The organism is uncultured Nostoc sp., from assembly GCF_964245575.1.
Lineage (GTDB): Bacteria > Cyanobacteriota > Cyanobacteriia > Cyanobacteriales > Nostocaceae > Nostoc.
The window spans coordinates 1-23,377 of the sequence record NZ_CAXTNP010000113.1 but is presented as its reverse complement, the minus strand read 5'-3'; the positions used below and the strand labels follow the sequence as shown (position 1 = coordinate 23,377).

17 protein-coding genes and 1 pseudogene are annotated in these 23,377 nt (G+C 40.2%); 7 read left to right on the top strand and 11 right to left on the bottom strand.

Annotated features, from left to right (window positions below; translation table 11 throughout):
* Positions 1–1,594 (top strand): fasciclin domain-containing protein (locus ACFFAP_RS18795; protein ID WP_375512621.1); only part of this gene is annotated, 1,594 nt, incomplete at its 5' end.
* Positions 1,595–1,697: 103 nt separating this feature from the next.
* Here the strand turns inward: ACFFAP_RS18795 and ACFFAP_RS18790 are convergent.
* Positions 1,698–2,363, bottom strand: a complete 666-nt coding sequence (locus ACFFAP_RS18790; protein ID WP_375512620.1) for a class I SAM-dependent methyltransferase — start codon at positions 2,361–2,363, stop codon at positions 1,698–1,700.
* A gap of 153 nt (positions 2,364–2,516) precedes the next feature.
* Between ACFFAP_RS18790 and ACFFAP_RS18785 the strand changes: the two genes are divergently transcribed.
* Positions 2,517–2,687, top strand: a complete 171-nt coding sequence (locus ACFFAP_RS18785) for a hypothetical protein (RefSeq protein WP_375512619.1) — start codon at positions 2,517–2,519, stop codon at positions 2,685–2,687.
* Positions 2,688–3,130: 443 nt separating this feature from the next.
* Here ACFFAP_RS18785 and ACFFAP_RS18780 read toward each other — a convergent pair whose 3' ends face one another.
* The 3 genes from ACFFAP_RS18780 to ACFFAP_RS18770 all read right to left on the bottom strand — a co-directional run bounded on the left by ACFFAP_RS18780 (position 3,131) and on the right by ACFFAP_RS18770 (position 5,588).
* On the bottom strand, positions 3,131–4,063 hold the full coding sequence (locus ACFFAP_RS18780; RefSeq protein WP_375512622.1) for an alpha/beta fold hydrolase: 933 nt from the start codon (positions 4,061–4,063) through the stop codon (positions 3,131–3,133).
* A gap of 19 nt (positions 4,064–4,082) precedes the next feature.
* Positions 4,083–4,589 carry a DUF4112 domain-containing protein gene (locus ACFFAP_RS18775; RefSeq protein ID WP_375512618.1) on the bottom strand — a complete coding sequence of 169 codons (507 nt, stop codon included), beginning with the start codon at positions 4,587–4,589 and terminating at the stop codon, positions 4,083–4,085.
* Between the two features lie 99 nt (positions 4,590–4,688).
* Positions 4,689–5,588, bottom strand: coding sequence for a YihY/virulence factor BrkB family protein (locus ACFFAP_RS18770; protein ID WP_375512617.1), 900 nt, complete (start codon positions 5,586–5,588; stop codon positions 4,689–4,691).
* A 336-nt stretch (positions 5,589–5,924) separates the two neighbouring features.
* On the opposite strand from ACFFAP_RS18770, the gene ACFFAP_RS18765 reads away from it, so the two are divergent.
* Together ACFFAP_RS18765 and ACFFAP_RS18760 are read left to right on the top strand one after the other, a co-directional pair.
* Complete coding sequence (locus ACFFAP_RS18765; protein WP_375512616.1) at positions 5,925–6,407, top strand: hypothetical protein; 483 nt, start codon at positions 5,925–5,927, stop codon at positions 6,405–6,407.
* A gap of 214 nt (positions 6,408–6,621) precedes the next feature.
* The gene (locus ACFFAP_RS18760) at positions 6,622–9,123 is read left to right on the top strand and encodes a GNAT family N-acetyltransferase (protein ID WP_375512615.1); all 2,502 of its coding nucleotides are present in this window, start codon (positions 6,622–6,624) and stop codon (positions 9,121–9,123) included.
* Between the two features lie 183 nt (positions 9,124–9,306).
* Here the strand turns inward: ACFFAP_RS18760 and ACFFAP_RS18755 are convergent, their stop codons facing one another.
* From ACFFAP_RS18755 to ACFFAP_RS18740, 4 genes are all read right to left on the bottom strand, one after another.
* Positions 9,307–11,781, bottom strand: coding sequence for an EAL domain-containing protein (locus ACFFAP_RS18755; RefSeq protein WP_375512614.1), 2,475 nt, complete (start codon positions 11,779–11,781; stop codon positions 9,307–9,309).
* A 21-nt stretch (positions 11,782–11,802) separates the two neighbouring features.
* Positions 11,803–12,840 carry a sensor histidine kinase gene (locus ACFFAP_RS18750; RefSeq protein WP_375512613.1) on the bottom strand — a complete coding sequence of 346 codons (1,038 nt, stop codon included), beginning with the start codon at positions 12,838–12,840 and terminating at the stop codon, positions 11,803–11,805.
* Between the two features lie 308 nt (positions 12,841–13,148).
* Positions 13,149–13,577, bottom strand: coding sequence for a response regulator (locus ACFFAP_RS18745; RefSeq protein ID WP_375512612.1), 429 nt, complete (start codon positions 13,575–13,577; stop codon positions 13,149–13,151).
* Between the two features lie 19 nt (positions 13,578–13,596).
* Positions 13,597–15,090, bottom strand: coding sequence for a CHASE3 domain-containing protein (locus tag ACFFAP_RS18740; RefSeq protein ID WP_375512611.1), 1,494 nt, complete (start codon positions 15,088–15,090; stop codon positions 13,597–13,599).
* 763 nt (positions 15,091–15,853) lie between these two features.
* On the opposite strand from ACFFAP_RS18740, the gene ACFFAP_RS18735 reads away from it, so the two are divergent.
* The 3 genes and pseudogenes from ACFFAP_RS18735 (at position 15,854) to ACFFAP_RS18725 (ending at position 19,384) form a co-directional block, all read left to right on the top strand.
* On the top strand, positions 15,854–17,083 hold the full coding sequence (locus ACFFAP_RS18735; RefSeq protein WP_375512610.1) for a tetratricopeptide repeat protein: 1,230 nt from the start codon (positions 15,854–15,856) through the stop codon (positions 17,081–17,083).
* A 140-nt stretch (positions 17,084–17,223) separates the two neighbouring features.
* Positions 17,224–17,490 (top strand): annotated as a pseudogene (locus tag ACFFAP_RS18730) (Uma2 family endonuclease); the annotation flags it as partial.
* A gap of 76 nt (positions 17,491–17,566) precedes the next feature.
* Entirely contained in the window at positions 17,567–19,384 is a 1,818-nt protein-coding gene (locus tag ACFFAP_RS18725) for a DUF262 domain-containing protein (RefSeq protein WP_375512609.1), read from the top strand.
* A gap of 85 nt (positions 19,385–19,469) precedes the next feature.
* Here the strand turns inward: ACFFAP_RS18725 and ACFFAP_RS18720 are convergent, their stop codons facing one another.
* From ACFFAP_RS18720 to ACFFAP_RS18710, 3 genes are all read right to left on the bottom strand, one after another.
* Positions 19,470–20,054 carry a Uma2 family endonuclease gene (locus ACFFAP_RS18720; RefSeq protein WP_375512608.1) on the bottom strand — a complete coding sequence of 195 codons (585 nt, stop codon included), beginning with the start codon at positions 20,052–20,054 and terminating at the stop codon, positions 19,470–19,472.
* A gap of 48 nt (positions 20,055–20,102) precedes the next feature.
* On the bottom strand, positions 20,103–21,698 hold the full coding sequence (locus ACFFAP_RS18715) for a DHA2 family efflux MFS transporter permease subunit (RefSeq protein WP_375512607.1): 1,596 nt from the start codon (positions 21,696–21,698) through the stop codon (positions 20,103–20,105).
* Between the two features lie 168 nt (positions 21,699–21,866).
* Positions 21,867–23,126, bottom strand: coding sequence for an MFS transporter (locus ACFFAP_RS18710; RefSeq protein ID WP_375512606.1), 1,260 nt, complete (start codon positions 23,124–23,126; stop codon positions 21,867–21,869).
* Between the last annotated feature and the right edge of the window lie 251 nt (positions 23,127–23,377).

Genomic DNA, 23,377 nt, shown 5'->3' with positions numbered 1-23,377 from the left:
ACCATCACCTGCAACACCATCACCTGAAACACCATCACCTGCAACACCATCACCTACTTCAACAGTAAACTTGTCTGATGTTCCCTCAGATTATTGGGCGCGTCCCTTCATTCAAGCCCTAGCAGACAATAACGTGATTAGTGGCTTTCCTGATGGCAGCTTTCGGCCGAATCAAGGTGTGACTCGTGCAGAGTTTGCTGCCCTGATTCAAAAAGCTTTCCCTAACCAAAATCGAGTTCGGCAATTAAGCGCAGGTGGATTTAGTGATGTTCCTGCTGGCTATTGGGCGGCTTCTGCAATTCAGAACGCCTACGAAACTGGATTTTTAGCAGGTTATCCTGGGAACGTGTTTAGACCAAACGAACAAATACAGAAGGTACAGGCGATCGTTGCTGTAACCAATGGTTTGGGTTTAACTGCTAGCAGCACTGGAACCAGTAGTGACCTCAGCACTTACTACACGGACGCCTCAGCTATCCCGAACTATGCTGTTGCTAGTGTGACAACAGCAACACAATCTAATATTGTTGTTAATTATCCAGATGTAAAACAACTCAATCCGCAACAGCCCCTAACTCGTGCTGAAGCTGCGGCACTCTTATATCAAGCTTTGGCTAAACAGGGAAGAGTGCAACCTATTGCGAGCAATCTTCCAGCTACTCAATATATTGTCGGTGGAACTCAAACTGGTACTGATATTGTTTCTCTTGCTGCATCCAGTAATTCTTTGACAACTCTGACTTCTTTATTAAGGACATCAGGTTTAGCAGATATTCTTCAACAGCCTGGCCCTTATACAGTCTTCGCTCCAACAGATCAAGCATTTGCTGCTTTACCTGCTGCTACCTTACAGCAGTTACAGCAACCAGAAAACAGAGATGCATTGATTAAGATTTTGTCATATCATGTAGTTCCTGGTGCAGTAACTTCTAGTCAACTCTCGGCTGGAGAACTGAAAACCTCTGAACAAAGCCCTGTAAATATTAAAATCAATTCTGCTAACAATCAAGTCTCGGTGAATAATGCCACAGTTATCCAGGCGGACGTGAAAGCTAGCAATGGTGTTATCCATGCAATTAATCAAGTCCTCGTCCCACCTGATGTTAACATCAGTCAGTTAAATCAACCACCAACAGGAACCACAGATGGTACAACGCCTCAGGTGAGACCAGGTAGAACTACTCTTGGTGGCCCTAGCTATATTGGAGTTGCTGGTAACATTGGTTTGAGTGGCGACGATACAGCTCTGAGCGATGGTAACTTTGCAGCAATCAGCAAAATTGGTCTGACACGCAATATATCAGTGCGACCAGCGGTGATCTTTGGAGATGATACACTGTTTATGGTTCCCTTGACTTTGGATTTTTCTCCCCGCACAGCAGGGGCGGTGGGCGAAAGAACCTTTGCGATATCTCCTTATATTGGTGCTGGCGTAGCCATTGAAGCTAATCTCGATACTGATATTGGATTACTGCTAACTGGTGGTGTCGACCTTCCTGTTGGTTCTCGATTTACGGTGACAGGTGCTGTAAATGCTGCTTTTCTGGATGACACTGATGTAGGGCTACTATTTGGAGTTGGCTACAACTTCTAAGTAAATAAAAGTAGAACACGCGGTAGGGTAGCACAGATGTGCTACCCTTGTGTATTAAAACAAATTGAAAACAGCTATAATACTAGGCTTGAATCAAACTGTATTAAGGTCGTTTGATGGCTAAAGTAAGCCCATCAGCAATGGGGACAACAGAGAGCGTTACCCGTTCATCATGATGTAACTTCTCGTTGAGCGCCCGGATAGCTTGGGTGCTTTCATCTTGATTTTGCGGATCAGCAACAAGTCCAGACCATAAAACATTATCAATAGCAATCAATCCACCTGGACGAATTAATTGCAGCGATCGCTCATAATATCCATCATAATTTTCTTTATCAGCATCAATAAAAGCAAAATCAAATGTCTCGGCTTGCCCAGTTGCCAACAGCTGATCTAAAGTTTCTAAAGCTGGTGCTAATCGCAAATCGATTTTATCGGCAACCCCGGCTTGCTGCCAATACCGCCGGGCGATCGCAGTAAATTCTTCACTCACATCAGCAGCGATTATCTTCCCATCAGGCGGTAGCGCCAAAGCTACAGAAAGTGAGCTATAACCTGTAAATACTCCAACTTCCAGGGTTTTCTTGGCTCCAATAAGCTGCACCAAAAGTCTCATAAACTGCCCTTGTTCTGGTGAAATCTGCATTCCACTTCGGGGATGGCTGGCAGTTTCTTGGCGCAACTTCAAAAGAATCTCTGGTTCCCGCAGCGAAACGGATAAAAGGTAATTATATACTTGGTTATTAAGACCTATAGACTGTTTTGGCATGGTAGGTGAGAGAATTAAAAGAATCTACAGTTATACTATCGCCCAAGAGTAGTTTTTCAGGAATCCCCAGTCAGCTTAATCTCTGTCGTCTTCATCTGGGTATATTTACACAGCGTTATTTTAGAATTTCACTTCTAAGTTTTCAATTATACCTTGGGTGATGACATCAGAAGTTTGGAACTTGATGTCAGGCCAGAGGTGGCTGAATTTGCAACTGTAATATGGTTATCCACCAGAAAAGCAAGAAAAGGGGATGGTGCTGCAACAGGTGAGCAATTCGAAATATTTAAAAACCTGCCAAAATGGCAACCTGATTCTAATTAACCAAGTTAAATTGTACAAAGATAAACGACTTCAAGGGTTTTGTTATCAGGGTCTACCACGTAAGCAAATTCCTTTTGTAAAACACTATCTACTAAGTGATTTGCAAAAAGAAAAAACTATCTTGACCAATTATTTGCAGACTATTTTCTGGACAGATAAATATCAATAATCAGGTTTGGCATTTGCTGCAACAGGAATATTAAATGCGTGCAGGCGTTGTTGTTGAAGTACGCATTAGCCCTGAAATAACGGGCAACGTCTGTATACATTCCTGTTCACTTCAGTGGCAAATGGCTGAGTGGGAGTTTGAAAGCTGACTGATATGCTTCCTCCCACTCTCTTTTTATTTAATTCGTAATTCGTAATTATTGTTGAAACACTCGCGGGGAATTGTGAGGTATTTTTACATATTTGGGATGCTCTCATCAAAACATAAACTATCATTAAAAATGAGTATCCCGTAAAAACTCAATAATCGCTGCATTCAACACTTCAAAAGCACCAGTTGAGGCATCATGATAGCAGTTAGACAAAATTTGTAATTTAGAATTGGGGATATGCTGATGTAATTTTTCACCATGACTAACAGGAAACCAACTATCTTGCTCACCCCACAAAACTAGTGTGGGACACTTAATTGCACTCAGGTTATTTTGAATTTGGGTGAGCATATTTGGCTTATTTGCTTGCCAATTCTCAATTTCTCGCGCTGCTATTTGTAACTCTTCGGCGACTTTTGCAACCGTACCAGGAAATTCAATAAACGGGTAAGTTATCCAATAGACATCTTTCTGCGTCAAAATTGACGGATCAAATAATACCCGACGTCTTTCTATTGCCATAATTTCTCTCAATAGAGGTGCAAACAAATATGCCAGACGTAAAGAATCAATTGTTTGTATTATTTCCAGGGGCGTTTGGGCAAGTAACCACATAGCCCAATGGGGTAGACGTTCGGCAAAAATAGGTACGTTTACGACTACAAGCCGCCCGACTAACTGCGGATTTTCTTGAGCAAGGGCAAGGGCAACCAATCCCCCCAGAGATTCAGCCACAATCACTGCGGGTTCATCACATAATGCTTCAATAACTCTTTTAAACTCAATAACTTGATGGCCGTTATCTTCTCTACGCGACAATGGTTTTTCAGAAAAACCAAAACATTTTGCATCAAAACAAATTACCCGAAAATATTTAGATAATGGAGCTATACTATGACGCCAATTATAGCTCCAACTCCCCATGCCATGTAATAAAATTAGCGGTTTACCTTTACCTTTTTCGCCATAAGCAATTTGTACAGGATACCCTTTTGCATCAGTAATAATTAGACTTTGCCGCCCTTTAGGAAAAGTAGCTTGCCACCAATCTTTCATTCCATTATCAATAAATAATTTAACCACCAGTTAAGGCATTCCATAGCATTCTAATTAGTATCACTGGTAATGCTACTAAAACAATGGAGATCAGCAACAATCCTACCAAGACACCAAAGATAAACCACCTGTCTGCACTCTTTTGCTGACTGGGAAACTTTAAGTACTCTTCCAATAGCTTGATATTATTAGTGTTAGCTCTCCAGGCAAAATCAAAAAAGTCTCCCAAAACTGGGACAGCGCCTACTAAGCCATCAATGATCACATTCAGAACCATTTTACCTAAAGTGGCTCTAGATACACCCAGTCGCGCTGCTTCTAGGATGATGTAGCTAGAAAACATGATTCCCAAAAAATCACCACCAATAGGTATAAGTCCTAAAATTGGATCTAGACCAAAACCAATCTGTGTACCAGGAATGGTAATAACGTTATCCAGCAGCCGACTTAACTGACGTAACCGCTTCAAGGTGTGTGCTTTGGCTTCAGGTTCAATCATCGAAAATCGAGGAGGAGAATCAGACATGAAGGCGATCGCTAACTGTGTATTGAATCGTTAGATATTTTACTCCCCTACTAAACTTTTGCAAAAATTTCCTCAGGGATTTCTAGCGATATTTACAAATTAATATTTTTCAGGAGATTCTGACTGTGCTTTTGGGCGCATATCTTCGCCGACAGTCACGTTCAACTGATCGCCGATTAACAGAACCGCAGCACTCATCGACAGCCAAAGCATTAAAACTATCACAGCCCCTACTGCACCATAGACTTTATTATAATTGCCAAAATTCGCCACATAAAGCCGAAATAGGGCAGACAATATCGCCCAAAAAACAGCTGCTAAAATTGCTCCAGGCATCATTGGCGTGCCTGAGTTCCACTGGCTTGGGCCATAGCGATAGACAAAGCTAAAGGCGACAGCAACAATACTTAAAGCTAAAGGCCAACGTAAAAGCTGCCAAAGATGCAACAAGATGATCAAAGAACTATTTCCGCGCACTACCATTCCCAGCAGCAAATCGCTGGTAAACACTAAGAAAGAAGCCAACACTAAAAGCAACATAGTACCGACTGTTAATCCTAGAGAGACGAGCTTGGCTTTCCAAAAGGGACGGATTTGTTCTGAAGGAATTTGATGGATTTGGTCGAAGGCGGTCATCGCGGTACTCACAGCCCCAGAAGCAGTCCAAATTGCTAATACAAAGCTCAGAGAAAATAAACCAGTGTTTTTGGAGTTAGTAATTTCTGTAGTGGCAAAATCACGAATCAAGTCGAGAGCTTGTTCTGGTAGGACTTGACTTAGTTGTGTCGCCAGTTGTTTGAAAGTAGCTTGTAAAGATTCTGCCAATAAGCCAATGGCTGTGACGATCGCAAGAATTGCAGGAAACAGCGATAACATGGCATTGAAGGCAATTTCCGAGGCGAGTCCAAAAAGTCGTCTTTCGATTGTCCTGGCAAAAGTTTTTTTGAGCGTGCGCCAATTGAGGTGGCGAAAGAAGCGTAAAAAACGAGGCTTTGGCATGACTTAGAGTTAAAACTGGTTGGCTTTATTAACTACTGTGCCAAATTTTGCGTAGCGTGTTACGTTTTCATTTCAAATTTAGAGGATAGAAGGCTTACAGGGTGAGGATATACAGAAACTCCCCTCTGGTGTGAAGGGAGCCAGGAATTAGATATTAGGGATTGGATTTTATTGACTCTGAGGTGTTACTTTAAAAAACTTTTGATGCCAATATGGATTGGTCAGTCTTTAGGATCAAAGTAGTACTCTTTTTCTAATGAAAAAAGAAACCATCATGCTTTTTTGATTGACGAAAAATGTAACTTTAGTCCTTTTATAGTACGAATAAGGGTAATAATGGCTGAAAATACTAATAAAACGATAACTTTAACACAAGAGTGGTTGACAGAAATCCAGACACTCAAAGAGCAGATGGCGGGACTTCAAGGCGATCGCGATACGGCTTGGGAAAGCGCCCAAAAATGGCGTCAGCTTTACAACACAGAAGCAGAACAACGGCGCACGGATGCCCAATTGGCCCAACAGGCGATCGCATCCCTCAAGGCAGACTTGCATAAACTCCGGGGTCTTGAGATGGAGACACTGCCTGCTGGGACACCAGTAACAGCGATCCAACAAGAAATAGAACAACTAAAATCTGTGGAGGAATTGCAAGCTAAACTCATTACCGTAATCAAAGAACGCGATCGCCTCTTGCAAGCTTTGAAAACTGAGCAGGATAACCACGCTCAAACCCGCAATAGCCTTACTACTGCTTTGGGTGATGCTATTGATAGCTTGACACGCGAACGAGCCAAAGGAGAAAAAGAAAGTCAATGACCCGCCTAAACCCCGGTTTCTTTAACAAACCAGGGTTCTTGTTGTTCACAAATGATTTAGGACTGCTACATAAGGTTGAGCTATTTATCGCCCAACGACTAAAACTTTGTTTTCAGTGTAATTGCGGTTCTCGATAATTTAAGCGGCGTGAAAAGCTAGGAGTATTAACAAAGTAGTGTTTATGCTTTCACTTTACTCAAAGCGTCATTAATCAATGTCCTCATCTGGAGAACCACCTGTTGAATCCTACCATCCACCGTCGGGTTACTCGTTACGGCGTGGCACTTTACAAGATATCCAATCGTACAACTTTAATTCTTCATTTTGGATTATTGCTATAGCTTTCTTGTGGCTAGTTATTAGCATCCGTTCACTTTTGGAAGCGTGGCTAAATAAATTATCTATCATTCATAAAGCCTATTTGTTTGAATATGGAAAGTTACCAGAGAATATCTTTTTTGAAGATTTGCAATATATTCTCCCATCATTAAAGGAAGTTAATTGGTCGTTTATCTTGGTAATGGGATCTGGAATTATTACTGCATTTTTAATTGTAGTTACACTTAAGCATCTAATCCCCAGGTTGTTAGCATCACAATCTCCCAATCGTACCGTGTGGGTAGCTGAATATCAACAGCAAATTGTTGGATGGGCAATACTTTTACAACGCTCGAACTACACTATACTTTCTACATTTTTTATTACTTCACAACATCGATCGCGGGGTGTTGGTTCATATCTACTCTGGAGTTGTTTAAAGAATATTGGGCAGCCAGTCTATCTTATCTGTCTTCCTCAATTGCAATCTTTTTACGCTCGATTTGGCTTTGTTGCACTTCTCAAAGAGCAAGTCCCTAAAGAACTGCGGTTTTCTAAAATATCCTGTATGGGTTTATTGGGTAAACCAATACCTATCACAAACCAGCCATCAACTAATGTATTACCATCTGGTATTTTAATTCGCCCATTCCAAAACTTTGAAGAACAATTCAATTTTTACACAACTTTTTGGCACAGAAAGCAATTTAGAAACTCTCGGCTTTATGTTTTTAGCTTAATCGCCTTCGTATCAAGCAGTGCTTTTATCTTATTGGGCGTAACTTTTGGCAGTCTCAGAGCAATATTTGGTTTAACATGGTTAGCTAACTTTGATTTTTATTTTTTGGGTATTCAATTTTTAGGAATTACCATAGCTGCCTGGTTGTATTTAGAACTGATGATTTTGATGTGGTTTTCTGCCAGATGGCAAGAGTGGATTATTGAACAGGATGGTCGTGCGATCGGCTACATTCACTTTTCTCAACAAGCAGAGTGTTCCATACTATACAATTTATATGTTGAACCACAGGAGCAGCTAGACAATTTTAGTAAGTTGTTGTTAGCTCGTCTCAGCCGCCAAATAGCACTACCTTTATACTTCAATTGCCCACGTCAAAATAGGCAGTTTTATACTGGATTGGGTTTTACACCAGTTAATCGTAATAAACTACCGTTTGAATTAAAAATTCTCCAACTGACTAATCAAATACCTCTTAAACTTACACACCAGGGAGCTATAAACTTAATTACACAACTGCCTCAATTCATAGAGTTAATTAATTCTAATTATAGGATTTCGTCAACTATTCCTCAAAAACCACAAGTTAAAAAAATATATAATATCAAGAAAGTTTTGATTCAAGTTGTAGCTGATTTACTTATAGCATTCATGATTGCGCCAGCCTTCCAACTCCCTCAAATGTATGCTGAACTCAAGCACCAAACTCAAATAGAAAATCCTAGTAATAAACAGGTTGGCAAGATTTTAGTAGGGCAAGAACATATACGGGTATTAGCGATTGCATACGATAATCAAACCCTAATTAGTGGTAATGAAAACGAAACTATCACAATTTGTAATTTGAGCAATCAAAGCCTAGAAAAAACTATCAGCCTGCCTTCTGGCTCTGGTAAAATTCAATCTTTGGCAGTGAGTCCAGACAAAGAAACTTTAGTTATTGGAACATCAAAAGGCATAATTCAAGTATGGAATTATAAAAATGGCACAATTAAAGCAATACTTTCTCCTGGTCACTTAGGAAATATCATAGCATTAAAAATTAGTTCTGATGGTCAAAAGTTAGTTATTGGGAGTTGGAATGATGCAGTGGTAAAAGTTTGGGATCTACGCCTGGGTCAACTTCAAGACACTCTTAATACTGGTGCTAATAATGTTTTGTCTTTAGCAATCAGTCAAGATAGTCAAACTATCTATATTGGCTTATTTGGCACAATCCAGATTTGGCATTTAGAGCGTCAATTATTTGTAGATAAATTAGCTGCTCATTCTCGTGAAATCGAAGCGATCGCTGTTAGTACAGATGGCAAATTATTAGTAAGTGGTGGGACAGGTCGCCTAATAAGTCAAAGTGAGATGTCGAGCAATATTTGGATGGTAAAAGTTTGGGATGCTCAGACCTTAAAACTGTTAAAAACATTACAAGGAGATTCTAGTTCAATATACAAATTAATTCTCAGTCCCGATGCTAAAACAGTTATTTTTGATAGTTGTTGTAAAGCCCATTTTTGGGACTGGATAAATAATAAAGACATTACAGATATTCATGGACTAGTTCGTAATACTGTACTCAGCCCCAACAGCAAAACTATTGTCAGTGTTGCGTCTGATGGCAAAACAATGACTATCACAGATTTAGAAACTTTGAGGATGTTGTGAAAGTCGTGAGCATACTAAAAACCTCTCTCCTTTAACGCTACGGTGTAAACTCCAAAAAATAAATTATCCAATTTTTGGAATCAAAACGGCTTTTCCTGGCCCTGCTCTCTGCCCCCTGCCCTAAAAGGGTTCGCGTAGCGTCCCGCAGGGATGGGATATTTTTTTACTTGCAAGTCCCTAACGCTATTCTTGTCTCGGCTGAATGCCAGATGCAATTAATGTCTCTATCGACTTGCTATCCAAGGGTTTGGAGAACAAATATCCCTGTGCGTACTTGCATTTCATGGCTCTAAGTAGTGCCAGTTGCTCTACAGTTTCTACGCCCTCTGCTATTACATCTATATTTCGACTCTGGGCTAGGGTGATGATCGCTTGAACAATTTCTAAGTTTTCTCCGTTAACACCAATCTTAGTAATAAAAGAACGATCAATCTTCAAGGCATTACTTGGAAAGCGGTGCAGGTAATTCAAGGATGAATAGCCTATACCAAAATCATCCAAGTGTAATTGGATATTCATCTGTTGCAGTTGCAAGAGCATAAAAGTTGCTGATTGAATATTTTCCATCAGTATGCTTTCGGTAATCTCTAGCTTTAAATTGTTGCCTTCCAGACCAGTCTCTTGCATAATTTGGGAAATTTGCTCAATTAGCCCGGATTGGGAAAACTGTTTAGTAGAAAGATTTACACTAATTGTTAAGGGTGGGTCACTAGGAAATTGTATTTGCCAAGCACGCATCTGCCGACAAGCTTCGCCCAGTACCCAATAACCAATAGGGATAATCAACCCAGTTTCTTCCGCCAGTGGGATAAAGTTGTCTGGAGAAACTAATCCTTGTTGCGGGTGCTGCCAGCGAACCAGAGCCTCGAAGCCAATAATTTTGTAAGTTTCTAATAACACAATTGGCTGGTAGTAAACCTGAAACTCTTGGCGTTCAATTGCCCGTCGTAGATCCATCTCTAACTCTAATAGCTTCGTTACTTGCCTGTACATGCTTGAGTCAAATATCTCATGGCGTGCCTTACCTAATGTCTTAGCGCGATACATTGCAATGTCAGCATCGCGCAGGAGTTCCTCTGGTAGGCTGTAATTACCTTTATTTAAAGCGATGCCAATGCTGACGGTGGTAAATACCTCATATCCACTGAGTTGGAATGCAGATGTCAGAGCTTTGTGTATCCGCTCCACTACGCCTGTTACGTCATTGATGTTGTTGAGATCCTCAAGCAAAATTGTAAACTCATCTCCCCCTAGACGAGCAACTGTGTCTCCAGCACGCAGGCAGTTCTCCAGTCTGCGAGCAAGGGCAATTAGTAGTTGATCGCCAATCATGTGACCGAGACTGTCGTTGACAACTTTGAAGCGATCTAGGTCTAGAAAGAGAACAGCAAATGTATAGTCCGCACGTCGTTTTGCCAGCATCAGCGCACGTTCTAGTCGTTCCATAAATAAGACGCGGTTTGGCAGACCGGTTAGTATATCGTGAAAAGCGTCATAAATTAATTGCGCCTCTGCAAGTTTTAGAGCAGTAATGTTGCGAGCGATACTTAAAACAAAATATACTGAACCGTCGCTAGCCAATTCAGGCACAAGACGGGTATGGTAATGTTTTATTTGGGAAGCGATCGCTAAACTGCATTCAAACTCGGTTTCTTGCTTAGTTTGAAAAACTTGCCCAAGCTTATGATCGCATATCCGACAAAATTCTTCTGGCAGATTTAACTCTGCGTTTGTTTTGCCGATAAATGTTTCGGCTGATATTCCTGTAACCTTTTCAATAACTGGATTAACGTAAACGTAGCGTAATTGAGTGTTAAATCTGGAAATAATATCAGGTGCATTTTCAACTAGTGCTTTGAATTCTTGCTGGCGACGCGCTAGTGCCTCCAATATCTGCTTACGCTCAGTGATATCCTGAAAAACGCAAACTGCACCTGTGATGTTACCGTTGTCATCTTTAATTGCTGCAATACTATCATCAATTGGGATTTCAACACCGTTTTTAGCAATAAGTATCGTTTGTTCTGGTAGACCGACAGTAACGCCAGACTGAAGGACTTGCTTTATCGGACTTTCAATTATTATCCGAGTTTCTTCATGAGCAATATTGAATATTTCTGTTGCTTCTTTACCAAATGCATCTGAATAATTCCAACCCGTCAGTTCCTCTGCAATAGGGTTCATAAAAGTCACAGATCCAGATTCGTTGCTAGTAATTACAGCATCTCCAATACTTTTAAGTACAGCAGTCAGCCATTGTTCATTCTGTTTTAATTTTTTTTCTGTCTGATGTTTGGAAAGGGTAATTTCAATGGTGAACTTTAATTCCTTTTCTTTGAAAGGCTTGAGAATGTAGCCAAACGGTTCTGTTTCCTTTGCTCGATTCAATGTTGATTCATCTGCATTAGCAGTAAGATATATTACTGGTACTTTAAAAACATTATGAATTATCTGAGCGGCCTCTACACCGTCCATCTTTCCTTTGAGGTGAATATCCATTAGAACTAAATCTAGAGAATCATCTGCTGCTTTCTTAATTGCTTCTTCTCCAGAATCGGCAAGCCCAATAACAGTGTATCCAAATTTTCTGAGGCGACTTTGTATATCCATTGCTACGATGATTTCATCTTCAACAACTAATATATTTATTGGCTTCATGATTTTGTTAAATTTATAATTTTATAAATTTTTAGTCGGGAATATAATTTTATACTCTACTCCGTTATAGCTGATCAAATCGATATTGCCTTGTAGCTGATGTATTAGACCTTTGACTAATCGCAAACCTAATGATTCTGTAGCTTGAAAGTCAAAATCTTGGGCAAAACCAATACCATTATCACTGATAGTTAGTCTAAGTAAATTTGCTTCTATGGAGCAAAATTCAATACAAATTTCTCCCGGCTCTCTTTGGGGAAAGGCATATTTTAGGGAATTTGAAATAAGTTCATTGATAATCAAACCGCAAGGAATAGCTGCATCAATGACTAGAAAAACCTCCTCAACGTTCATTTTCAAGGTAATAGCGCTGGAATTAACGTTGTATGAATAAAATAAATTAGTTACTAAATCTTGGATATAGTCAGCAAAATTAATCTTTGCCAAGTCTTGAGATTGATATAGTTTCTCGTGGATCAGAGCCATTGATTCAATTCGGTTCTGGCTATCTTTGAATACCTCAAGAGCTTGATTGTCCTTGAGATACTCTGCTTGCAGGTTGAGCAGACTAGAAATAATCTGCAAATTATTTTTTACCCGGTGATGAATTTCTTTCAATAGCACCTCTTTTTCTTGAAGCGATGCTTTAATCTGCTCCTCTGCTTGTTTACGCTCCCGTCTCACCTGTGCCTCACGCAACTCGCGGGCAACAGCAGGGATAAGTCGTGCTAAATTGCCTTTAATGATGTAGTCATGGGCACCAGCTTTCATGGCAGCTACTGCGGTATCTTCACCAATAGTGCCTGAGACAATAATAAATGGCAAGTCAAGTCCACTTTCCTTGACTTGCTTCAATGCAGCAGGGGCGCTAAAGGTGGGCATGGAATAATCACAGATGACGATATCCCATGTTTGCCCTGCGATCGCAGCTTTCATGGCTGTGGGTGTATCAATCCGTTCAAAGGTTACTTGATAGCCACCACGTTGCAGTTCACGCAGCACCAACAAAGCGTCATCTTCTGAATCCTCAACAAGTAATACGCGCAGTGGTATACCCATGTAATTCGTAATTCGTAATTCGTAATTCGTAATTCGTAATTAAGAAAGTCAGCTTTGCATCTATATTTTGGAGGCAGGAGGCTCAGTTGTAACCCACTTTTAAAAACGTGGGATTGATCTTGGACGGTTTGATATCTCGTGGCACTTCTGCGACGCTCGCTGACTCGCTCTAAGCGAAGCTATGCCGAAGGCTTTACGCTGCGCTATCGATACAATTCTTTTTTTAAACTGGGTAATGACCCAGAATTAAAGTTTTTATTCATACTTCTTTCCTCCTGCTCCCAGCAAGAACTGCCCCCTTTGGTAAGCTATACCCTTGGTGGTGATTCGTTTAAGACAAACCAGTACAACCCTAGTTGTCGGACTGCTTCACTGAATTGGGAAAAGTCTACTGGTTTGCGAACATAGCTGTTGGCACCCAAGCTGTAACCATTAATTAAGTCTTGCTCCTCCTTGGACGAGGTGAGAATGACGACGGGAAGGATTCTTGTTCTGTCGTCGGTTCGCAGGTGTCGCAAAACTTCCAAACCATCCATTTTGGGCAATTTCAAATCCAAGAGGATGAGATTCGGCATAACGCTCATGTCGCGATCGGCGTACACACCTTTCCCAAAGAGATAATCTAGGGCTTCTACCCCATCGCGTGCCACTACTACCTCGTTCATAATATTGTTTTTCTTGAGTGCGCGTAGGGTTAGCGCTTCATCGTCAGGATTATCTTCTACAAGTAAAATCATGTTGTATGTTCTCCTATAGTTAAAGGGTGAAGTAAAATGTTGCGCCTTGCTCTACTGCACTCTCAGCCCAGACACGGCCACCATGACGGTGAACAATCCGTTGCACAGTAGCTAGTCCAATGCCAGTACCTTCAAACTCAGTCATGGCGTGTAGGCGCTGAAAAGCACCGAAGAGTTTGTCAATATAGGCCATATCGAAGCCTGTGCCATCATCACGGACAAAATACACATGGGTGTCATCTTGCTGCAAAAGCCCAAATTCTATGCGTGCTTTTTGATTTTTTCCTGTAAACTTCCACGCATTACCCAGCAGGTTTTCTAGCACAATCCTTAACAGATGAGCATCACCATTGGCAAGCAATCCCGGTGTAATGACAAACTCTACTTGGCGTTCTGGTTGTGTTTTGTGCAACTCTGTAGCGATCGCCTCCACCAGTGCGCTCAGATCCACATTTTCGCAACGCATCTCACTACGCGTCAGTCGTGACAGATTCAGTAAATCGTCGATCAGTTGTGCCATTCGCTGGGTGGCTGCACGCACTCGCTGGAGGTAGTTTTGACCTAGTGCGTCGAGGTTATCACTATAATCTTCTAGTAGCGCTTGGCTAAAGCCGTCGATGCTCCGCAAGGGGGCCCGCAGATCGTGAGACACAGAATAACTAAATGCTTCCATCTCTTTATTAGTGGCTTCGAGTTGTGCTGTGCGTTCTGCAACTCGCTGCTCAAGCTGGACGTTCAGCCGCAGAATCTCTGACTCCGCCCTTTTGCGCTCATTAATTTCAGTTTGTAATTCTTCGTTAGTGTTTCTCAGTTCGGCAGTCCGTTTGCTAACCTCTATTTCTAACTCATCACGAGCTTTTTGCAGAAAATTTTCCATCCGCTTGCGTTTTACAAGTTCCTGATTGGTAATTATCGCTGCTAAACCGACGATCGCAGAAGCGATAACGCTGCCAAAAATAGTCAAGAAAGTTGTTTGATGAGCGCTGGCGTTTGCCTTTATTGACCGCTGTTTCAACAACTCATTCTCTTCGTTCTCCATCGCTGTAGTCAGCATTCGGATGTCCTGCATGATCTGCTGACCCTGATCTGTCTGAACTATTTGCAGCGCGGACTCTAAATTTTTGCTCCTGGCGTTAATCGCCTGTTCCATCAAAACTAGTTTTTTGGCAATCAGGGGTTCAAGGCGATCGAGCCGCCGTTGTTGATTGAGGTTATCCGCAGTCAATTGGCGCAGAGCTTTAAGTTTCTGAGCAATCTCGTCAGTTGCTGTGCGGTAGGGTTCTAGATACCGTTCTTTACCCGTGAGAAGATAGCCCCGTTGTCCAGTCTCTGCATCTTTGATCTGTGACATTACTTCTTTAGTCTTTTCCAGTACCTCGCGTGTATGTGTTACCCATTGAGCGTTTTCTCTATACTGAAGCAAACTAAGATACGAGACTACGCCAACACCAGTCATAATTGCGACTGCTATTACAAAACTGCCCGTATTCTTTTTGTAAATAGCCCATTCCATTTTTTACCTTCCTAGTTGAAAAAGTAGCTGCTGACTAAATTGGTAAAAACGGTGAGCCAGCTCTGTAGACGGGTAACACCCATTAGTGCAGCATTAGCGACCTTAGAAAGTCCGTACCCCTATCTCTAAGCAAGCTACGCATTAGCATCTTTGTTCGCATAGCGTACCGCACAGAAGCAGAAGGGTGACTAGCAGCCCCAGTCCAAGCGGCTATATCTTCGTTCCACCAAACAAGACCCATGAAAAAATGGGCTTGCTGAATAAGAAAACCGATATAGAGACGCGATATATCGCGTCTCTACCTCTTGATTCATACTCTAAATCAGTAATACCAAAAGTTTTTCACGGTACTAATCATCATAGCAGTGTTAAATGATACCAACTTTTTTAACTTTTAGAGCAAATTCGCTTTAATAGCTCTAATAAAGGATATCTATATTAGTTAATTATTGGGAGCGTATATTTCCTGACTCATAGGAAGACAAATAATAAATTTTATGAAATTTTTCAGTATATCCTGCAGCCATTTTCAAGAGATTCTCGCTTGCAGAAATTATGTAAATATGCTACTTTAATTCAGCAATTACACTTAAAAAGCTCTGCTAAAATTAGCTTGATATTAGCTTGGTGTGCTGAATACGTAGACTAGATAGAGACATAAAGCAATGTCAGTGACGCTTCGGAATTGCTGAAATAAGGTAAAAATAATAGGGCATGGAGATAATTAACTCATGCAACTAACTCAAGGCAAGGTAAAGTACCCATGCTCAGGCGCTTAATTGTGATTGTTACTGCCGCTATACTCTTTAACAGTTCCTTGACGCTGGCACAGACTAAAAAACCCAAACTACCGGATAAATTTCCTCCAAATCCCCTAGAAATTACCACACCCGATCCACTCCTACCACGTTTGCCCAAGGATAAACAGCCGTTAACTCTCCCAGAACAGCAAAAGTTAGAACCAGCGCTAGATGCGTTAAATCAAGAAGCAGCAGCAAAACTGCAAGCAGGAGATCAGGTGGCGGCGTTTGAAATATGGAACCGGGAACTTCGTTTGCGGCGCTTTTTAGGTTCATTAGCAGAGGTGCAAGCACTATCACGAGTCGGGGCGATCGCTTGGAAGCAAAATGATGGGCAGGAAGTACAATATATTACGCAGCGATTGCAAGCAATTCAAAAGCAGGCACAATCTCAGAAAACAACTGCCCCAATTGATCTAGAATTGTGGCGATCGCTAGGTCAAGCTTATCAAAATGTGCGATCGCCTAAACTAGCTGTGGAAGCTTACGACCAAGTTTTGTTAGTGGTGCGAGAGGAAAAAAATACAACAGCAGTAGTAGAAACCCTCAAGACAATTGGGGAACTACATTTGAGTTGGTTTGATTATCCCAAAGCCGCCCCAATCTACGAGGAATTGTTGGGTTTAGCGACTTCTCAAGGCGAACGTGTCAACGAGGTAACATATCTGCAACAGCTGGCCGAAATTTACGACCAGACAAACCAACCGCAGCAATCATTGAATGTACTTAATAAACTAGTAGAAATTTACGTTAGTGAAAATAATCTTACTGCAATACCAGAATTAAAGCTAGCGATCGCACCACATTACGAATCTCTAGCAAAGGAAAATCCTAACTTACTGCTAGAAGCTTTTAAAAATTATCAAGAAGCTTATACCATTGCTTGGCAATTAAAGGAGTACGTTCGTGCAGGTGAAGCTTTGCAGAAGTTAATTGCGCTGTACCGTTCTCAAGGACAAACAGACGAAGCTTTGCAAGCTAGCCAAATTCTTGTGGAGACAGAGACGCAAGCCGCCAACTTTTACGGGCTGATGCAAGCTTATGACCAAATTGGGCAATTGTATTTAGAACGCAAAGAGTTTCCTCAAGCACTAACAGCTTTTCAAAAAGGGTTAGAATTAGCGCAACAACTCAAACATGAGGAAGCATACTTTACAGGGCAAATTGAAAAAGTCTCGAAAGCAAATTTGTAGCCAATATTAGATAGTTGAATGAAATTGAAGTCAACTTTCGTAGTGGCTATGAGTGAATTCCCTACGAAGACTGATTTTGACACCTTGGCGGAGCTTTCCTGCTCCGCTCCTGAATTCTGACGAATGTATTCTTCTTCAATAATGAACGAGGACATTACCCAATTGCTCCTATGAGGGTAGAGTTGGGAATCTGACAGGGTTTGTATCAAAATGCAGAGTTACCTTTGCTGCGGTGGTGGAATGCACAAGGAAATTTATTGTTAACAGGTTATGATGAACGCACTGAAGTTGAGCGACAAAGGGCTGAAGTTGAGCCAGAGAAGCGGGAGAGAATTGTAGAAAAATTGCGTACTCTCTCTGCTGAACAACTCAACGCTTTAGGAATTGATCCAGAAATGTTGGATTAGGAAAAAGTTTCTTAGTTAGCTCTGGTGTTATTTTGGGTAATCTTACTAAAGAATCTTTAGATATACCAGGGTTTACATGGCAACTTCACCACGAATCGAGTCTAGCAATCTGAGTATAGCGGATCTATTCAGAGAGTTTTATTCAGTACCAGATTTTCAGAGAGAATATGTTTGGGAAAAAAGCAATGTTGAAAAGTTACTTCAGGATATTGTGTATGAGTTGTATGACGAAGGGGAAGCTGTAGAAGATGCCGAGTATTTTCTAGGTTCTATTGTTGTATTCCGTGATGAAACCGAAAGTTCTCAGTTAATTGATGGGCAGCAAAGATTAACAACTATTTATCTAACGTTCTGTGCTATTCGTGATTATCTTCTTGAGTTTAGGAAACCATCTAAAGTCGTAGAAGGATTAATCGCTGGAGTTGCCCAAGATTTAAAAACTGGTGAAGATATTAATAAATATAGACTGACACTTCAATATGGGGACGGTGCTGAAGTATTAAAGACTATTGCAGCTAAAGGAATCACTGTAGAAAAAATTGATACACAAAGTTCAGCTTCGGCTAAACGTCTTGTTGAAGCATATGAAACAATTCGAGAGTTTTTATCAGAAATGTTTGTAGAAACTTTTGAGCGAATATTAAAATTTTCTTCAGTATTAAGTAATAAAGTAAAGTTAATAAAAATTGAGACACCTAATCTTAAGAATGCTCTGAAAGTGTTTGAAACAATTAATGATCGTGGAGTAGGTCTTAGTTCATTAGATTTACTAAAAAATTATTTGTTTATTAATATATCAACCCAATCAAATTCCAGTCCAAAATTATATTGGGAAAAACTAAAAAAACAATGGGATAAGTTAACAAAAATCTTACATATCTGTGGAGAGTATCCCATGCAATTTCTGCGTTATTATATCATGTCACATTATGAAATAAATTTACAAAATAACTTTCCTGAAGAAGCTGTATATGAATGGTTTGTTGAAAATAGTCATGAACATAAAATTCGTGAGAATCCATTTAATTTTGTTGAACGTCTAGTCACTACAAGTGAATATTATGCAAATTTTACCAAGGGAGAAAATATAGATGGCTCTGTTAATCCATATCTTAAAAATATCAAAAGACTTCAAGGAAGATATAGTCAGCATTTTGTATTACTACTTGCGGCTAAGGATCTTCCTAAAGATTTATTTATAGAGCTTTGTTATCAAATTGAAAACTTATTATTCGTATATACTATTACTCGCTCAACCCGTAAAGATGTGAATATGATTCGTAGCTTCTCACAGTGGAGTAAAAGTCTAAGAGAAGTTAAGACTTCTGAGCAATTCAAAGATTTTATTGACAGGAACTTTAAAGCTGAATTAGCTTCTCTATCTCTAGATTTTGATCTTGCCTTTCGTGGATTAACCGAGTCTAAGATAGCAAAATTTCGTATGCGTTACATACTAGCTAAACTCACTCAGTTCGTTGATGAACAGGCTTACAGTAATTCCAATTCACTAGATTGGTATTTGAACAAGTCAGTAACCATAGAACATATCTTGCCAAAATCTTCAAAAGAATATATCAAAGATGAATTTGATAAGCCTACAGAATATGATTCATATCTTGAGAAGCTTGGCAACTTAATTCTTTTAGAAAAGACAATTAATAGTTCTATTTCGGATAATACATTTGATTCCAAGAAAAATGGATACCGTGAATCTCAACTTTTATTAACTCGTTCCCTTGTAGAAAAACCTAACGTTGCAACAAATACACAGTTAAACCGCACTGTAAAATCCCTCAGCCTTTACCACTTTGATATTTGGGATTCAACAGCTATAGAGAAACGTCAAGAGATGTTAACAAATTTAGCCAGACGAGTTTGGGGTTTAGAGACTTAGTATAGTATCCGATAGTATAAACATTATCGCAAAATACCTTGTCTGTTCAGGCGATGCAATATTATAATTTACATCTCTCGAAGAGTCAATTTTTATCGCTATTGTCTGTAAATGCCACATCTTCATATATAGCTGCGATCGCACACCGAAAATCAACGCTACTTAAATGCACTTCTTCTTCTTTTTCATAAGGGTAAAGTACCCAATGTCCTTCCTGATTGCGGCGGAAGCATTCTACACTCATTCGGTCTGGTGAAATTAGCACATATTCTTGTAGTGATTCTAAGTGTCGATAACTAGCAAATTTTTTTCCTCTGTCATAGCCTTCAGTTGACTCAGAAAGCACTTCGATAATTAAGCAAGGATAGCACTTAAAATATTCAAATTCTTTATCTCGTGCATCGCAAGTCACCATTACATCAGGATAAAAATAGCGATTTATGACATCAATTTGTGTTTTCATGTCTAACATATAGACACGGCAACCACTACCCCGGAGATGGTTTCGTAGCAGTATAAACAAATTTCCTACTATAGTAACATGAGCATCACTTGCCCCTGCCATTGCGTAGACTTGCCCATCAATATACTCGTGTTTGATTTCACTTACTTTCTCGCCTTCTAAATATTCTTCTGGGGAGATATAGTACTCACTTTGGCTAATGACCATTTTTGTACCTTAGTAGTTTTATCAAACATTTTAACTCATACAACAAATCTAATGGGCGACAGCGCCACCAGTTGGCTTCACCTTTTTGAGGAATAAAATGGCAATTCCACTAACTAACAAAGCAATGCCAATAAAGTAGAAACAATCGTTAAAAGCCATCACAAACGCTTCCCGACGGACAATGTTGGATATAGATGCGATCGCCTGATTTTGTGCTGTACTCAAATCTGCTCCGCGACTAACAAAATACTGCGTCATTTGGTCAATTCGCTGTTGAGTTTCTGGATTATATAAAGATACTCCATCACCCAATCTATTCGAGTGAAATTGCTCTCTATTTGCTAATAAAGTCGCTAAAGAAGCAATTCCGATAGAACCGCCCAGATTCCGCATCATATTAAATAAACCACTTGCCGAACCTGCTTCTTTCGGACTCAAACCACCAGTGGCAATAGAACTAAGCGGCACCATAATTAGGGGTTGTCCCATTGCACGCACAAATTGCGACCAACGTAATTGATCTAATCCTGTTTCATTAGTCATTCCAGAGTTCATAAATGCACTGATGGAAAACAAAATCACACCAAAAGCTACCATGAAACGCACATCAATACGTTGCATCAATTTTGGTATGAGGGGAATAATAAACAGTTGGGGAATACCAGCCCAAATTAATACTTCACCAATTTGCAGAGCATTATATTTTTGAATTTGGGCGAGATACAACGGTAAAATATAAATTGAACCGTACAATCCTACTCCCAGCGACACATTGACAATACTCGCTAAACCAAAGTTCCGCCTAAGCACAAGCCGTAAATTAATAAATGGTTGCTTACGAGTTAATTCTATAAAGAAAAATATTGCCAAAAAAATTACTGCAATTACACTTAAGCGCACAATTAACGCTGAACCAAACCAATCTTTGCGGCTACCTTCTTCTAAAACAACTTGCAGGGAACCTAAGCCAATAGCCATTGCAATAATTCCCCACCAGTCACCTTGTTTGAGTAAATTAATTTGGGGTTTTTCTTGCTTAATTCCGTACCAAACACCAGCCAGCATTAATGCCCCTGGAATTACATTTATATAAAAGTTGTATTCCCAACCAAAATTTTCTGTTAACCAACCTCCTAATGTTGGACCAATTGAGGGTGCAAAAACTGCACTAAACCCAAATGCAGCTAACCCAACTGATTGTTTAGATTGGGGTAAAGTTGTTAAGACAACTGTCATAGCTGTAGGAATTAATACTCCTCCACTAAAACCTTGTAAAGCACGAAAGAAAATCATGGAATTAAGATCCCATGCCCAACCACAGCAAATAGAAAAGAAGATAAATAGTGCAGTATTGACTAATAAATAACGTTGCAGAGAAAATACTCGTGACAACCATCCTGTTAGAGGAATTACCACAATTTCGGCTACGAGATACGCGGTAGAAATCCAAGAACCTTCTTCGAGAGTTGCTCCTAAACTTGCTTGAATATCTTGCAGCGAAGCATTAGTTATTTGAATATCCAACACCGCCATAAATGCACCAAGCATACTAGCTAATACACCAATCCAGGTTTTTAGCGGTACACGCTCTGGTGGTAAAGCAGGATTTTGCCCTTGCTGACGAATTACACCTGTATTAGCCATAACTTTGTTCCATTTTCAAAGGTTAAGTAGCAAAAAATGTTCTTATTAAATCTTATATCAACATGTTCTTTGTCTCTGCGTGAGCTATCAGCAATGCTAAAAATTAAAAAAGAATTGCTATAGAAAGCTCCATTAAGATAAATCTAAATTTAACTGCGGTTATTTATCTTAAACTTCTTGAGTCGTAATAATCCCCTTTTGCTCATAAATTGGACGCATTATTTTTCTTAAAGCAGGCAACTGTCTGCTAAAAATAATTGACCCTAAAATACAAACTATCCCATCAATCATTAAAGTGTTAGGAGCGCTAATATAACTTGCTAAAAAACCTCCTAATAAATTACCCACGGGAATCATCCCCAAAAATGACATTGTATATAAGCTCATCAATCGCCCGCGTTTATCGTCTTCGACAATGGTTTGTAAAAATGTGTTGCTAGCAGCAATCTGGAGAATTGTTCCTAAGCCAACAAATAACATTGTAAATAAAGAAAGTGGTAAAAATCGAGACAAAGAAAAGCCGATTAAACCAGTTCCTAAAATTGCTGGAGCTAAGGCAATCAATTTCCCAATTCCTAAGATTGTTTGGCGCGTAGCTAGATAAATACCACCAGTTAAGGCTCCAACTCCAGATGCTGCCATCAAAAAACCCAAACTTTCTGCACCACCTTTGAGAACTTGTTCGGCAATAACTGGGACGAGAACAGTGTTTTGTAGTCCCATGAGGCTGACTAAAGCTGATAGCAATAAAATGGAGCGAATAGGTGAGAAGCTAAAGGCATATACAAATCCCTCTTTAACTTTTTGTAAGGGATTACCGTCAGTTACCGAATTTTTCCAAGGTTTAACTTTCATTGCTAATAAAGCGGCGATTACAGCAATGTAGCTCAAACCATCAATTAAAAAACAATAGCCAGTTCCAACGCTAGCAATTAATAAACCGCCGATCGCAGGGCCAATTAATCTAGCACCGTTGAACATCGTTGAGTTGATGGCGATCGCATTGGCTAAATCTTCTCTACGCTCAACCAATTCTGGCACAAAAGCTTGACGGGCTGGCGCATCTAAGGCGTTAATAAATCCTTGGAACAAACTCAAGGCAATGATCTGCCATACCTCAATTACACCAGTTAGCGCCAGCACTGCTAATGTTAACGATTGAATCATCGCCAAGATTTGCGTACCAATTAAGGTACGATACCGAGAAAAGCGATCTACAAATACTCCGCCAAAGGGAGCTAAAAAAAAGTTAGGAATTTGACTCGAAAATCCCACAACCCCTAGCATTAATGGGGAGTTTGTCAAGTCATAAACTAGCCAAATCGTGGCAAGTTGCGTCATCCACGTCCCAATTAGGGAAATACCTTGCCCAGCAAAAAACAGCTGGTAGTTTCTTGATCTTAAAGCAGGTAGTAGCGGTTTTTTCATGTCAGGCTTGCTTTATACCTATCTGCTTTCATAAATATCATCTCATCTCATCTCTATACGCCTGTCTTTGGATGTAGGAGAATGTCATAGGCAGAAAGAGGTTTTTCATCTGTTTACAGGCAATTTCCTATTAATGATGTCCGGTTGATTACTTATTAAACGCCAACAACTCTCCACCCCGCCAAATGCTACGCTTTATCTCCCTGCCCCTAATCCCCAGAGGGGGCCCCGAGTTCCCCGCTCATCGGGAG

Bases quoted from the DNA above. Each gene is read 5' to 3' on its own strand.
- ACFFAP_RS18745 (WP_375512612.1), bottom strand. From the start codon at position 13,577: ATGATTTTACTTGTAGAAGATAATCCTGACGATGAAGCGCTAACCCTA.
- ACFFAP_RS18740 (WP_375512611.1), bottom strand. From the start codon at position 15,090: ATGGAATGGGCTATTTACAAAAAGAATACGGGCAGTTTTGTAATAGCA.
- ACFFAP_RS18760 (WP_375512615.1), top strand. From the start codon at position 6,622: ATGTCCTCATCTGGAGAACCACCTGTTGAATCCTACCATCCACCGTCG.
- ACFFAP_RS18715 (WP_375512607.1), bottom strand. From the start codon at position 21,698: ATGGCTAATACAGGTGTAATTCGTCAGCAAGGGCAAAATCCTGCTTTA.
- ACFFAP_RS18720 (WP_375512608.1), bottom strand. From the start codon at position 20,054: ATGGTCATTAGCCAAAGTGAGTACTATATCTCCCCAGAAGAATATTTA.
- ACFFAP_RS18765 (WP_375512616.1), top strand. From the start codon at position 5,925: ATGGCTGAAAATACTAATAAAACGATAACTTTAACACAAGAGTGGTTG.
- ACFFAP_RS18710 (WP_375512606.1), bottom strand. From the start codon at position 23,126: ATGAAAAAACCGCTACTACCTGCTTTAAGATCAAGAAACTACCAGCTG.
- ACFFAP_RS18735 (WP_375512610.1), top strand. From the start codon at position 15,854: ATGCTCAGGCGCTTAATTGTGATTGTTACTGCCGCTATACTCTTTAAC.
- ACFFAP_RS18725 (WP_375512609.1), top strand. From the start codon at position 17,567: ATGGCAACTTCACCACGAATCGAGTCTAGCAATCTGAGTATAGCGGAT.
- ACFFAP_RS18750 (WP_375512613.1), bottom strand. From the start codon at position 12,840: ATGGGTATACCACTGCGCGTATTACTTGTTGAGGATTCAGAAGATGAC.
- ACFFAP_RS18755 (WP_375512614.1), bottom strand. From the start codon at position 11,781: ATGAAGCCAATAAATATATTAGTTGTTGAAGATGAAATCATCGTAGCA.
- ACFFAP_RS18770 (WP_375512617.1), bottom strand. From the start codon at position 5,588: ATGCCAAAGCCTCGTTTTTTACGCTTCTTTCGCCACCTCAATTGGCGC.
- ACFFAP_RS18790 (WP_375512620.1), bottom strand. From the start codon at position 2,363: ATGCCAAAACAGTCTATAGGTCTTAATAACCAAGTATATAATTACCTT.
- ACFFAP_RS18775 (WP_375512618.1), bottom strand. From the start codon at position 4,589: ATGTCTGATTCTCCTCCTCGATTTTCGATGATTGAACCTGAAGCCAAA.
- ACFFAP_RS18780 (WP_375512622.1), bottom strand. From the start codon at position 4,063: ATGAAAGATTGGTGGCAAGCTACTTTTCCTAAAGGGCGGCAAAGTCTA.